Source organism: Streptomyces sp. NRRL B-1140 (assembly GCF_001280065.1).
In the GTDB taxonomy this organism is placed as follows: Bacteria; Actinomycetota; Actinomycetes; order Streptomycetales; family Streptomycetaceae; genus Streptomyces.
On record NZ_LGEA01000103.1, the window covers coordinates 13,340 to 26,533 of the forward strand.

A 13,194-nucleotide genomic window follows, 5' to 3' on the forward strand; every position below is an offset into this window, starting at 1 on the left:
GACGCCCAGAGGCCCTAAGGGACGTGTCTGCGCGCTCGCAGGGCCAGGCTCAGGGCCAGGACCGTCTGCGGGTCGTCCAGGTCCGTGCCCAGCAACTCCCCGATGCGGGCCAGACGGTTGTACAGGGTCTGCCGGTTCAGGTGCAGCTCCCGGGCCGTCTCCGCCTTGCGCCCCGCGTGGGCGAGGTAGGTCGTCAACGTGGGCAGCAGCGGCGGCCGGGAACGTCGGTCGTGTTCCAGCAGCGGGCCGAGGGCCCGGTCGACGAAGGCCGCCAGGTCCGGATGGTCGCGCAGCCGCCACAGCAGCAGGTCGATGTCGAGCCGGCGGGCGTCGTACCAGGGCCGGTCCGCGAGCCCCTGGGCCGCCGTGGCCGTTTCGGCCGCGTGCCGCAGGCCCGAGGCCGCCGCCGGCCAGCCGCCGGCCGTCCCCACGACCACCACGGGCGGCTGCCCGCCCGGCCGCGGTATCCCGGCCCGGCCCACACCGGCCCGCAGCGCCGCCGCGACCCGGTCCGCGACCGCAGTCCGCTCCGACTCCGCACGCAGCCCGAGCAGTACCAGCACCCGGCCCTCCAGCGGCCGCACGCCGAGCAGCACCGGCACGCCCAGCGAGGCCAGCTCCTCCGAGACCGCCCGCGCCGGAACGACCCAGCCTCCTCCGCCCGGGGACAGGGCTTCCCCGAGTCGCATGACCACCGGCAGCAGCGGCCCCTCGCCGGGCCGGAAGCCCAGCACGCGGGCCTGTGCGGGGGCGTCCTCGGCCGTCACCCGGCCCTCGGCGAGGTCGGTGAGGAAGTCGCCCCGCCCGCGCGCCGCCAGCTCCTCCTCCTGGCGGGCCTGCATCAGCACCACGGCCAGGATGCCCGCGGCCCGCTCGGCCGCCATCCGGTGCACCGTCGCCAGGGGCGTGCGCACCGGCAGCAGGACGAGACGTGCCCGGACGCCCCCGCTGCCGGGCCCGCCGCCCGGCACGTCCACCAGGACCGACCCCGCGAGCGGCGGCTCGTCCTTGTGCTGGCCGCGCAGCCCCTCCCACACCTGGAGCGGGTCCGCGCCCTGGGGCCCGGCCCCGGCCGCGTACAGCAGCTGCCCGTCCGCCGTCTCCAGGAACACGGGATTGCCGGCGAAGTCGGCCAGGATGCCGAGCACCTGGGGCACCCCGCCGCCGCCCAGCACGGCCTGCGTGCACCGCCGGTGCACCTCCTCGGCCCGCTGCAGCAGCGCGTAGTGGCCGTTGACGATCTCGGTGTGGACCTCTTCGGTGACCGTGACGAACGGCACCTCGCGGTGCAGCTGGACCAGCGGCAGTCCGGCCGCGCGTGCGGTGTCCACGAGGGCCGCGGGCAGCCGGGTGAAGCGCGGTCCGAGCTCCACGACCAGGGCCGCGATGCCGCGCTCGGCCAGGGTGCGCACGAACGCCCGCTGTTCGGCGGGCCGGGTACCGAGGCCGTAGCCCGTGGTCAGCAGCAGTTCCCCGCCCTTGAGCAGCGAGGCGATGTGCGGCACCTCGCCCGCGTGCACCCACCGCACGGTCCGCCCGAGCCGCTCGGCACCCGCCAGCACCTCGGGCAGTCCGCTGCGCAACCCCGGCAGCTCCAGCGCCCGCCGCACGGTGATCCCGGCGCCCTGGGTGTCGTGCGCGCTGTCCGTCCCGCTCTCCATGAGCCGGACGCTACCCGCGCGCCCGCCTCCCGGACATCTGCGGAGGGGCGTCGGGACGATCACCGCCCCGATCCCGTCGTGGACCTCCCCGGATTACCGGATGATCGGCAGGGTAGGGCGCCGTCATGGACATGAGTGTGGTCGCGGTGGGGCGGGAGGACGACAGTCCGGTCGAGGAGCCGTTGCGGTCCGCGGTGCTCGCCGACCGGCTCGGGTACCGGGAGGTGTGGGCGGGCGAGGGACCCACGTGGGACGCGTTCGTCCTGGCCGCGGCGATCGGCGCGGCCACCGAGCAGGTCGCGCTGACCGCCGGTCCCGTGCCGGTGTCGGTGCGGGACCCGCTCACCATCGTCCGGGGCGCCGCCTCCACCGCGGCCGTCACGGGCCGGCCCGTCGGGGTGGCGCTGGGCACCTCCAGCAAGCGCGTCGTGGAGGGTGTGCACGGCCGCCCGCGCACCCGGCCCGCCGCCGCCCTCGAGGAGTCGGCGGCGGCCGTGCGGACACTGATGGACGGCGTGCCCGGCGAGCCCATCGTGCCCGGCAGCGGCTTACTGCGCCGTCTCCCGCCGCCCGGAGGCACCGTCACCGTCGCGGCGTTCGGGGAGCGCGCGGTGGCCGCGGCCGTGGCGCACGCCGACCGGATGCTGCTCGACCTCGTCTCACCCGAGCAGGTCCGCATGCTGCGGGCCCGGATGCTCGCCGCCGCCGAGAAAGCGGGCCGTACACCGCCGCGGCTGGCCGCCTGGCTGCCCGCCGCCGTCGACCCGGAGCCGGAGTCGCTCACCCAGATCCTGCGCGGCGTCGTGGGCTACCTCGCCGTACCGGGCTACAGCGACATGTTCGTCGATGCCGGTTTCGCCGCCGTCGTCGAGCTGGCCGCCAAGGGCGCCGACCCGGACACCCTGCTGCGGGCCCTGCCGCCCGAGGCCGTCGGCACGGTCGCCCTGGTCGGCGACGCGGACACCGTCCGCGCCCGCATCGCCGCCTACGCCGAGGCCGGACTCGACGAGATCGCCCTCGTCCCGGCCACGGCGGGCGACCCCGCGGGGGAACGCACGCTGACGGCCCTCAGGCCGGCGTGACACCCCGGGGGCGTGCTCAGGGCCGACTGCCGCTCAGCCGCCGTACGCGCCCGAGGCGGTCAGGCGCAGCGCCGTGTCGATGAGCGGCACGTGGCTGAACGCCTGCGGGAAGTTGCCGACCTGGCGCTGCAGGCGCGGGTCCCACTCCTCGGCCAGCAGACCGAGGTCGTTGCGCAGCGACAGCAGCTTCTCGAACAGCTTGCGGGCCTCGTCGACGCGGCCGATCATCGCCAGGTCGTCGGCCATCCAGAACGAGCAGGCCAGGAACGCGCCCTCGTCACCGGGCAGACCGTCCACGCCCTCGTCGCCGCCGGAGGTCGGGTAGCGCAGGATGAAGCCGTCCGGCGTGGACAGCTCCCGCTGGATCGCCTCGATCGTGCCGATGACCCGCTTGTCGTCCGGCGGCAGGAAGCCCATCTGCGGGATCAGCAGCAGGGAGGCGTCCAGCTCCTTCGAGCCGTACGACTGCGTGAAGGTGTTGCGCTCCTTGTCGTAGCCCCGCTCGCACACGTCCCGGTGGATGTCGTCGCGCAGCTCCCGCCAGCGCTCCAGCGGGCCGTCCGCGTCCCCGGACTCGATCAGCTTGATCGTGCGGTCGACCGCGACCCAGGCCATCACCTTGGAGTGCACGAAATGGCGGCGCGGGCCGCGCACCTCCCAGATGCCCTCGTCCGGGTCCTGCCAGTGGTCCTCGAGGTAGCGGATCAGCTTCAGCTGGAGCAGGGAGGCGTAGTCGTTGCGGGCCAGGCCCGTCATGTGGGCCAGGTGCAGGGCCTCGGTGACCTCGCCGTACACGTCCAGCTGGAGCTGGTGGGCCGCGCCGTTGCCGACCCGGACCGGGGTGGAGTTCTCGTAGCCCGGCAGCCAGTCCAGCTCCGCCTCGCCGAGCTCGCGCTCGCCGGCGATGCCGTACATGATCTGCAGGTTCTCCGGGTCGCCTGCCACCGCCCGCAGCAGCCACTCGCGCCAGGCGCGGGCCTCCTCGCGGTAGCCGGTGCGCAGCAGCGAGGACAGCGTGATCGCCGCGTCGCGCAACCAGGTGTAGCGGTAGTCCCAGTTGCGGACGCCGCCGATGTCCTCCGGCAGGGAGGTGGTCGGCGCGGCGACGATGCCGCCGGTCGGGGCGTACGTCAGGGCCTTCAGCGTGATCAGCGAGCGGACCACGGCCTCCCGGTAGGGCCCGTGGTACGTACAGTGGTCGACCCACTCGCGCCAGAAGTCCTCCGTCGCCTCCAGCGACTGCTCCGGCTCGGGCAGCGGCGGCGGCTCCTTGTGCGAGGGCTGCCAGGAGATCGTGAACGCGATCCGGTCACCCGGCGCGACCGTGAAGTCCGCGTAGGTCGTCAGCGACTTGCCGTAGGTCTCCGCGGATGTGTCGAACCACACGGAGTCGGGACCCGCGACGGCCACCGTGCGCCCCTCGTGCCTGTGCACCCACGGCACCACCCGACCGTAGGAGAACCGCATCCTGAGCGCCGAGCGCATCGGCACCCGGCCCGAGACGCCCTCCACGATCCGGATCAGCTGCGGGGCGCCGTCACGCGGCGGCATGAAGTCCGTCACCCGGACCGTGCCCCGCTGGGTGTCCCACTCGGACTCCAGGATCAGCGAGTCGCCCCGGTAACTGCGCCGCGCGGCGGTCGGTGGCTCCTGGTCGGAGGCGTACGCGGGGCCCAGCCGCCAGAAGCCGTGCTCCTCGTTGCCCAGCAGGCCGGCGAAGATGGCGTGCGAGTCGAAGCGGGGCAGGCACAGCCAGTCGACCGTCCCGTCCCGGCAGACCAGGGCAGCGGTCTGCATGTCTCCGATGAGTGCGTAGTCTTCGATGCGCCCGGCCACGTGCAACTCCAGTCGAACGGCCACGTCACCCCACGAGGGGGCTGTCGCTAGTGCGGTCAAGGGGGGTTTCAGCAGGTCTTGCAATGCGTCATTGAGCGATGAAGCAAAACAGGTCGCTCAGCCGTGATGCAAAGCGCCAATTGTTGCTCAACGAACTGACGAGCTCACGTTGTTCCGGTGGTTACGGGCGGGGGGTGGTGCCGTTGGGCCGGACGGGCTCGGCAGCGAGTGTCCGAGCAGGATACGACGCACGCAGATGATCCGGGTGCTCGTCCCGGCAAGGCGGGTACGCCGAACGAGTGAGCAACGGGTGAGGGACCCGTGACGACGGTCCCCTCCGTGTCGGGATGTGTGCGGAGGGTGGCCGGAAGCCGACGCCCCGCGGCGCTGATACGCTGGTAGCCCGTGGACCGGTGGGCCCCTGCCCGACAGGAAACCCCCGAACCGCAGCGACGGCACCCCGGATATCTCCGGCGGGCAGCCGCACCGCACCCCCAGACCGCGACCACGGGAGCCCCGTCTTGGCCATGCCGCCCGCCGCATTTCGTAATTCGACGACCAAGCACATCTTCGTCACCGGGGGTGTCGCCTCCTCGCTCGGCAAGGGCCTGACGGCGTCCAGCCTCGGCATGCTGCTCAAGGCCCGGGGCCTGCGCGTCGTGATGCAGAAGCTCGACCCGTATCTGAACGTGGACCCGGGCACGATGAACCCCTTCCAGCACGGTGAGGTGTTCGTCACCAACGACGGCGCCGAGACCGACCTGGACATCGGCCACTACGAGCGCTTCCTCGACCGCGACCTCGACGGCTCCGCGAACGTCACCACCGGCCAGGTCTACAACACCGTGATCGCCAAGGAGCGGCGCGGCGAGTACCTGGGTGACACCGTGCAGGTCATTCCGCACATCACCAACGAGATCAAGCACCGCATCCGCCGCATGGCGACGGACGAGGTCGACGTCGTGATCACCGAGGTCGGCGGCACCGTCGGCGACATCGAGTCGCTGCCGTTCCTGGAGACGGTCCGCCAGGTCCGTCACGAGGTCGGCCGTGACAACGTCTTCGTCGTCCACATCTCGCTCCTGCCGTACATCGGCCCCTCGGGTGAGCTGAAGACGAAGCCCACCCAGCACTCGGTTGCGGCCCTGCGCAACATCGGTATCCAGCCGGACGCGATCGTCCTGCGCTGCGACCGCGAGGTACCCACCGCGATCAAGCGGAAGATCTCGCTGATGTGCGACGTCGACGAGGCCGCTGTGGTCGCCTGCCCCGACGCCCGCTCCATCTACGACATTCCGAAGACGGTGCATGGCGAGGGACTGGACGCCTACGTCGTCCGCAAGCTGGACCTGCCGTTCCGCGACGTCGACTGGACGACCTGGGACGACCTGCTCGACCGCGTCCACAACCCCGACCACGAGATCACCCTCGCCCTGGTCGGCAAGTACATCGACCTGCCCGACGCCTACCTGTCGGTCACCGAGGCGCTGCGCGCCGGCGGCTTCGCCAACCGGGCCCGCGTGAAGATCAAGTGGGTCACGTCCGACGACTGCAAGACCCCCGCGGGCGCCGCGGCGCAGCTCGGCGACGTCGACGGCATCTGCATCCCCGGCGGCTTCGGCGACCGCGGTGTGCTCGGCAAGGTCGGCGCGATCAAGTACGCCCGCGAGAACAAGATCCCGCTGCTCGGCCTCTGCCTCGGCCTGCAGTGCATCGTGATCGAGGCCGCGCGCAACCTGGCCGACGTCACCGACGCCAACTCCACCGAGTTCGACCCGGCCACCTCCCACCCGGTCATCTCCACCATGGCCGAGCAGCTCGACATCGTCGCCGGTGAGGGTGACATGGGCGGCACCATGCGGCTCGGCATGTACCCGGCGAAGCTGGCCGAGGGCTCGATCGTGCGCGAGGTGTACGACGACAAGGAGTACGTCGAGGAGCGCCACCGGCACCGCTACGAGGTGAACAACGCCTACCGCGCGGAGCTGGAGAAGAAGGCGGGCATCGTGTTCTCCGGCACCTCGCCGGACGGCAAGCTCGTCGAGTACGTCGAGTACCCGCGTGACGTCCACCCGTACCTGGTCGCGACCCAGGCGCACCCGGAGCTGCGCTCGCGTCCGACGCGTCCGCACCCGCTGTTCGCCGGGCTCGTCAAGGCCTCGGTCGAGCGGAAGACTTCGAAGTAACACACCAGTTGTACGGTGGCCGGGGTGCATCCCTTCAATGGGTGTGCACCCCGGTTTCGTTTCAGCAGGTCGCGCGGCACGTGGAAGGACAGGCATGACGATCAAGGACACCCCGGAGGAGTGGGAGATCCGGGCGACGGCGACCCCCTTCACGGGCAACAAGACCTCCGTCCGCACCGACGACGTGGTCATGCCCGACGGCACCGTGGTCGGCCGTGACTACCAGGTCCATCCCGGCTCCGTGGCCGTCCTCGCCCTCGACGAGGCCGACCGCGTGCTGGTCCTGCGCCAGTACCGGCACCCCGTGCGCCACAAGCTGTGGGAGATCCCGGCCGGGCTGCTCGACGTGCCCGGCGAGAACCCGCTGCACGCGGCGCAGCGCGAGCTGTACGAGGAGGCGCACGTCAAGGCGGAGGACTGGCGGGTGCTGACCGACGTCTACACCACGCCCGGCGGCTGCGACGAGGCCGTCCGGATCTTCCTCGCGCGCGACCTGTCCGAGGCCGAGGGCGAGCGCTTCGCCGTCGAGGAGGAAGAGGCCGACATGGAGCTCGACCGAGTGCCGGTCGAGGACCTCGTGCGGGGTGTGCTGGCCGGTGAGCTCCACAACAACTGCCTGGTCGTGGGCGTCCTCTCGCTGGTCGCCGCGCGGGCGGGTGACGGACTGGACGCCCTGCGCCCGGCCCAGGCGCCGTGGCCGGCGCGGCCGTTCGAGGCGTAGCGCTCCGCTGGGGGCGCCGCGGTGGTGGGTGCCGGTGAGGTCGTCGGTCGGGTGCGGCTTCGTCGTGGTTTGTCGCGCAGTTCCCCGCGCCCCTTTCAGGGGCGCTTCCCCGACGGTGTCAGTCCTACGATCTGTTGATCCGATCGGGGGATGCCTTCGCCGTGCTCCAGCCGGAACGTTGCAGAGCGTGAACTAGGCTCTGGGGCATGCCCGAACCGGAGTCCCGGCGGGCTTGCGTGTGCGGTGGGACGGGAGTGTGGCCCGTGACGGATCAGGTCGTGGAGACAGGCGACGTGCGGCCGGCCGGGCCCGCTGCCGGGGCGAGCGAGTTCCTCGGCCGCACACGGGAGTTGAAGGAACTGCGCGCCGACATCGAGCGCGCCGGACTGGACACCCTGGCCGGCCGCAAGGCCCCTCGCGCACGCGTGCTGCTCATCGCCGGCCGGCCCGGTTCGGGCCGCACCGCACTCGCCGAGGAACTCGTCCGGCAGGTCGCGGACCGTTACCCCGACGGGGTACTGCGCGCCGGCCTGACCCACCCCGACGGCACCCCCGTCCCCGCCGGACGCGTCGCCCGGGACCTGCTGGCCGCCCTGGACGAGCAGGCACCTGCCGGGGCCTGCGAGGACGATCTCACCGACGCCCTGCGCACCGCCCTGGCCGACCGCCGGGCGCTGCTCCTGCTGGACGACGCGGCCGACGCCGAGCAGGTGGACGCCCTGCTGCCCGACACCCCCGACTGCCTGGTCGTCGCGGTCTCCGAGGGCCCTCTCACCGGTATCTCCGACGTCCGCCCCTGCACCCTGGGCGGACTGGACGCCAAGTCCGGGGTGGAACTGCTGGCCCGGCACACCGGCTCGGTCCGCGTCACCGTCGATCCCCGGGCCGCCGAGGGCCTCGCCGAGGAGTGCCAGGGGCAGCCGGCCGCGCTGATGCTGGCGGGCGGCTGGCTCGCGGCCCGCCCCAAGGCCGCCGTGTCCGACCTGGCCAAACAGCTGCGCGCCGACGACAGCGAGGGCACCGCCCTGACCCGGGTCTTCCGGCTCGCCCACGCCGCCCTGCCGGCCAACGCCGCCCGGATGCTGCGTCTGCTCGCCCTCGCCCCGGCCGGCCTCGTCGACCCGCAGACCGCCTCCGCGCTCGTCGGCTGCTCGGTCGACAGCGCCCGCACCACCCTCGACGACTTCGTCTCCCTGGGCTTCCTGCACGCCGTGGACTCCCCGCTGCCGCAGTACGAGGTGCCCGGCTGTCTGCATCCGCACCTGCGGATCCTCGCCGAGCACCACGAACGTCCGGCCGATCTCCAGCTGGCCCGCGCCCGCATGCTGGAGCGCACCGTCCGGCTGCTCCAGGCCTGCCGGGCGATCACCGAGACCGACAGTCCGCAGGCCCGCCAGAAGCTCCTCGACATGCCCCGCGCGCTGCGCTTCCCCACGCCTCGGGCGGCCGCCGACTGGCTGCGCCTGACCCGGCCCGCCCTGCTGGCCTCGGCCCGGCTCGCGGTGGCCGACGGGGAGCTGGACACCCTGGCCCGACGGCTGATGGCCCAGCTGGTCCGGGCGCTGGCGGCACACATCGGCACCCGGGCCGCCGCACCCGACCTGTACGACATCCACGGCCTGGTCCTCGACGTCGCCGAGCGCCGGAACCTGCCCCGCGAGCGGGCCGCCGCCCTGCTCAACCTCGGCGACCTCGACGCCCGCACCGGCCGCACGGCCGACGCCCTGGCGCGCTACCGGGCGGCGCTGGACGCCGGGCGCGAGGTGAACGACCCGTACGCGACCGGCCGCGCGATGGAATCCGTAGGCGGCGCGCACCTGGAGCTCGGCGACGTCGACCGGGCCGCCGACTGGTTCGGCCGTGCCCTGGTCGAACGGCTTGCCCGGGGCGAGCGCGGCGAGGCCGCCCGGCTCTACGGGCGCATCGCCGCCGCGCACTCGCTCGCGGGCCGCTACGGCGAGGCCCTGCGGAACTGGCGCGCGGCCGTCGCCGGTCACCGCAAGAACGGCGATGTGGCCGCCCAGGCCCGTGCCCTGGGCGAGCTGGCACGGGTCCAGGAGTACGCGGGCCGCCCCGAGGAGGCGCTGCGTACCTGCCGGGAGGCCGTGGAGTGGGCGCGGCGCGCCGAGGACCCGCGGCTGCAGGCGGCCCTGCACCTGCGGGTCGCCGAGACCCTCGAACGTCTGGGTGATCCCGCGTCGGCGGGGCTGCACCGGGGCGCCGCCGAGGGGCTTCTCGGCGACTCAAACCTTCAAAATGACCCTGACGCCTGCGAAATCCGTACCACATCAGCTGAAGATTGATGCAATGAAAGGCTGGACAGCGAGAACACCTTCATTAGACTGGCTCTGCCGCACGTTCTCCTGCGGTCTCTCCCGGTGTGCCCGTGCGTGCCCGGGTATGTCTAAGTAAGACCCCCCATACCCTCTGAGCCAAGGACCGTGATCGACGTGAAGGTCGGCATCCCCCGCGAGGTCAAGAACAACGAGTTCCGGGTGGCCATCACCCCCGCCGGCGTGCACGAGCTGGTGCGCCACGGCCACCAGGTCGTCATCGAGCGCGACGCCGGCGTCGGCTCCTCGATCACGAACGAGGAGTACGTCGCCGCGGGTGCGCAGATCCTGGGCACCGCCGACGAGGTGTGGGCCGCCGCCGACCTGCTGCTGAAGGTCAAGGAGCCCATCGCCGAGGAGTACCACCGCCTCCGCAAGGACCAGACGCTCTTCACCTACCTGCACCTGGCCGCCTCCAAGGAGTGCACCGACGCCCTGCTGGAGTCCGGCACCACGGCCATCGCCTACGAGACCGTCGAGCTGCCGAGCCGCGCGCTGCCGCTGCTCGCCCCGATGTCCGAGGTCGCGGGCCGCCTGGCCCCGCAGGTCGGCGCCTACCACCTGATGCGTGCCAACGGCGGCCGCGGCGTGCTGCCCGGCGGCGTCCCCGGTGTGCTGGCCGGCCGCGCCGTCGTGATCGGCGGCGGCGTCTCCGGCTGGAACGCCGCGCAGATCGCCATCGGCATGGGCTTCCACGTGACCCTGCTCGACAAGGACATCAACAAGCTCCGCGAGGCGGACAAGGTCTTCGGCACGAAGATCCAGACCGTCGTCTCCAACGCCTTCGAGCTGGAGAAGGCCTGCCTGGAGGCCGACCTCGTCATCGGCGCGGTGCTGATCCCCGGCGCCAAGGCCCCGAAGCTGGTCACCAACGAGCTCGTCTCGCGTATGAAGCCCGGAAGTGTTCTTGTCGACATCGCGATCGACCAGGGCGGCTGCTTCGAGGACTCCCGGCCGACCACCCACGCCGAGCCGGCGTTCCGGGTCCACAACTCGGTCTTCTACTGCGTCGCCAACATGCCCGGGGCGGTGCCGAACACCTCCACCTACGCGCTGACCAACGCCACGCTGCCGTACATCGTCGAGCTGGCCAACCACGGCTGGGCGGACGCGCTGCGGCGCGACCCGGCGCTGGCCAAGGGCCTCAACACCCATGACGGCAAGGTCGTCTACCGCGAGGTCGCCGAGGCGCACGGCGTGGAGCACGTGGAGCTGTCCTCGCTGCTCGGCTGAGCCGCCCGCCGGCACCCGGCGGGCCGGTATGTCGGCTAACCCACCCACCCGCAAAGGCGATACGTCAACACACGTCGTCAACGCCGCGCACCCGGCCGGACCTTGCCCGACAAGGTCCGGCCGGATGTGTGTATGGTCACTTCGCGATTCTCGGGCAACTCGCCTCGAACGTAACCCTTCAACCGATTCGCACACCGGTGAAACCTGCCGTGCGACGGCCGTACGCCCTTGACAGCGGGATGTTTCATTGCCGACACATCGGGCCGGGTCCGGCGGATTGTGTTGCTGCGGACGCCCGACACGCCATAGAGTCGCCAGCTGTCGGCATGGTGCCACGCTGACCTGTCTAGAAGTTTCCTGGTCACCAAGGAGGTAAGACGACTTGTGAATGAGTCGACATTTACTCCCGGGGGTGCTCAACCAGGAATGCCTGCACCGGGCCAGGAGCCCGCGGGCTTCGAGGCTGTCGGCTCCGTCGCAGTGCGCACCTTCGCAGCCCACCAGAGTCAGCAGGCGACTCACACAGCACACCAGAAGATGGATGGCCATCACGTGAACGCCATGGCCGGCGACGGAAGTGGCGCGCCCCACAACCACTTCGCCGACTACGACGAACTGCCCGAGGGGCACTTCTACGACCCCGACGCGGAGTACGAGCCCGACCCCGAGTACGCGGCCACTCTCGCGCCCGACGCGGCCAGACAGCGCCGGGAGCGTGTCGGCCCGACCGGACGGCCGCTGCCGTACTTCCCGATCCCGGGTCCGCTGCCCGAGCACGGCCCCGCGAAGATCATCGCGATGTGCAACCAGAAGGGCGGCGTCGGCAAGACCACGTCGACCATCAACCTGGGTGCCGCGCTCGCGGAGTACGGACGCCGGGTCCTGCTCGTGGACTTCGACCCCCAGGGCGCGCTGTCGGTCGGACTCGGTGTCAACCCGATGGAGCTCGACCTCACCGTCTACAACCTGCTCATGGAGCGGGGGATGGCGGCCGACGAGGTGCTGCTGAAGACGGCGGTCCCCAACATGGACCTGCTGCCCAGCAACATCGACCTGTCGGCGGCCGAGGTCCAGCTCGTCTCCGAGGTCGCCCGCGAATCGACGCTGCAGCGCGCCCTGAAGCCGCTGCTGCCCGACTACGACTTCATCGTCATCGACTGCCAGCCCTCGCTCGGCCTGCTCACGGTGAACGCCCTGACGGCCGCGCACAAGGTGATAGTGCCGCTGGAGTGCGAGTTCTTCGCGCTGCGCGGTGTGGCCCTGCTGACGGAGACCATCGAGAAGGTCCAGGAACGGCTCAACCCGGACCTGGAGCTCGACGGCATCCTCGCCACCATGTACGACTCGCGCACGGTGCACAGCCGTGAGGTGCTCGCGCGGGTGGTCGAGGCCTTCGACGACCACGTCTACCACACGGTCATCGGGCGCACGGTCCGCTTCCCGGAGACCACGGTCGCCGGCGAGCCGATCACCACGTACGCCTCCAACTCCGTCGGTGCCGCCGCCTACCGCCAGCTCGCCAGGGAGGTGCTCGCCCGGTGTCACGCCGAGTGAGTCTGCCGGGGGCCGACGAACTCTTCCGTACGACAGGGGGGATGGCGCTTCAGTCGTCCCAGCCCAGGCGTCAGGCCAACGGCGACGCCCGGGTGCCCGCTCCGGCGGGGGAGGGCGACGCGGCGGCCGCCGCTGCGGAGGACGCGCCGCAGGCGGTGCCCGCGCAGGGCGGTGACGGCGAGGGTCCGGAGCATGTCGCGGCGGACGCCGAGCCGGGCGAGGCCGGGGAAGGCCACAGCCGCTCCGCTGCCGCCGAGCGCTCCGGCGCCGGTCGCAGGCAGGCGGCGCAGGAAGGTTCTGCCGCCGGTGCGGCGGCGGCCGCGCCCCGCAAGCGCGGCCGCAATCCCTCGCGCCGCCCCAGCGGCCGTGAGCGGCACGACGAGAAGATCACGGTGTACGTGTCGGCCGAGGAGCTCATGGACCTCGAGCACGCCCGTCTCGTGCTCCGCGGCGAGCACGGCCTGGCCGTGGACCGCGGCCGCATCGTCCGTGAGGCGGTCGCGGTGGTCCTCGCCGACCTGGAGACCCGCGGGGACGCCAGCATCCTCGTACGACGACTGCGCGGGCGGTAGCGGTAGCCTGCGGGGG

The 13,194-nt window shown here is 72.2% G+C and carries 9 protein-coding genes; 7 read left to right on the forward strand and 2 right to left on the reverse strand.

Features of this window, described 5'->3' with window-relative positions:
• Window positions 1-14: 14 nt before the first annotated feature.
• Window positions 15-1,661: a PucR family transcriptional regulator gene (locus ADK65_RS23200; RefSeq protein ID WP_053672293.1), complete on the reverse strand. Its 1,647-nt coding sequence runs from the start codon at window positions 1,659-1,661 to the stop codon at window positions 15-17.
• A 125-nt stretch (window positions 1,662-1,786) separates the two neighbouring features.
• On the opposite strand from ADK65_RS23200, the gene ADK65_RS23205 reads away from it, so the two are divergent.
• A complete protein-coding gene (locus ADK65_RS23205; RefSeq protein WP_053672294.1) occupies window positions 1,787-2,743 on the forward strand; it encodes an LLM class F420-dependent oxidoreductase in 957 nt (318 codons plus the stop codon).
• Between the two features lie 33 nt (window positions 2,744-2,776).
• Here ADK65_RS23205 and ADK65_RS23210 read toward each other — a convergent pair whose 3' ends face one another.
• On the reverse strand, window positions 2,777-4,579 hold the full coding sequence (locus ADK65_RS23210; protein ID WP_053672295.1) for a glycoside hydrolase family 15 protein: 1,803 nt from the start codon (window positions 4,577-4,579) through the stop codon (window positions 2,777-2,779).
• 527 nt (window positions 4,580-5,106) lie between these two features.
• Between ADK65_RS23210 and ADK65_RS23215 the strand changes: the two genes are divergently transcribed.
• The 6 genes from ADK65_RS23215 to ADK65_RS23240 all read left to right on the forward strand — a co-directional run bounded on the left by ADK65_RS23215 (window position 5,107) and on the right by ADK65_RS23240 (window position 13,178).
• Window positions 5,107-6,765 (forward strand): CTP synthase, encoded by a 1,659-nt coding sequence (locus ADK65_RS23215; protein ID WP_053672296.1) that lies wholly within the window; start codon window positions 5,107-5,109, stop codon window positions 6,763-6,765.
• 94 nt (window positions 6,766-6,859) lie between these two features.
• The gene (locus ADK65_RS23220; protein ID WP_053672297.1) at window positions 6,860-7,486 is read left to right on the forward strand and encodes an NUDIX domain-containing protein; all 627 of its coding nucleotides are present in this window, start codon (window positions 6,860-6,862) and stop codon (window positions 7,484-7,486) included.
• Between the two features lie 263 nt (window positions 7,487-7,749).
• Entirely contained in the window at window positions 7,750-9,789 is a 2,040-nt protein-coding gene (locus ADK65_RS23225) for a tetratricopeptide repeat protein (RefSeq protein WP_053672298.1), read from the forward strand.
• Window positions 9,790-9,927: 138 nt separating this feature from the next.
• Window positions 9,928-11,052 carry an alanine dehydrogenase gene (gene ald / locus ADK65_RS23230; RefSeq protein ID WP_199825684.1) on the forward strand — a complete coding sequence of 375 codons (1,125 nt, stop codon included), beginning with the start codon at window positions 9,928-9,930 and terminating at the stop codon, window positions 11,050-11,052.
• A 426-nt stretch (window positions 11,053-11,478) separates the two neighbouring features.
• Window positions 11,479-12,606: a ParA family protein gene (locus tag ADK65_RS23235; RefSeq protein ID WP_053672299.1), complete on the forward strand. Its 1,128-nt coding sequence runs from the start codon at window positions 11,479-11,481 to the stop codon at window positions 12,604-12,606.
• Entirely contained in the window at window positions 12,591-13,178 is a 588-nt protein-coding gene (locus tag ADK65_RS23240) for a hypothetical protein (protein ID WP_078956100.1), read from the forward strand. Before ADK65_RS23235 ends, ADK65_RS23240 begins: the two co-directional genes overlap by 16 nt.
• The last annotated feature ends 16 nt before the right edge of the window (window positions 13,179-13,194 follow it).

What these genes read in the sequence shown, in the direction of transcription:
- ADK65_RS23200 (WP_053672293.1), bottom strand. Translation starts at nt 1,661, where the DNA reads ATGGAGAGCGGGACGGACAGCGCGCACGACACCCAGGGCGCCGGGATC.
- ADK65_RS23205 (WP_053672294.1), top strand. Translation starts at nt 1,787, where the DNA reads ATGGACATGAGTGTGGTCGCGGTGGGGCGGGAGGACGACAGTCCGGTC.
- ADK65_RS23215 (WP_053672296.1), top strand. Translation starts at nt 5,107, where the DNA reads ATGCCGCCCGCCGCATTTCGTAATTCGACGACCAAGCACATCTTCGTC.
- ADK65_RS23220 (WP_053672297.1), top strand. Translation starts at nt 6,860, where the DNA reads ATGACGATCAAGGACACCCCGGAGGAGTGGGAGATCCGGGCGACGGCG.
- ADK65_RS23235 (WP_053672299.1), top strand. Translation starts at nt 11,479, where the DNA reads ATGCCTGCACCGGGCCAGGAGCCCGCGGGCTTCGAGGCTGTCGGCTCC.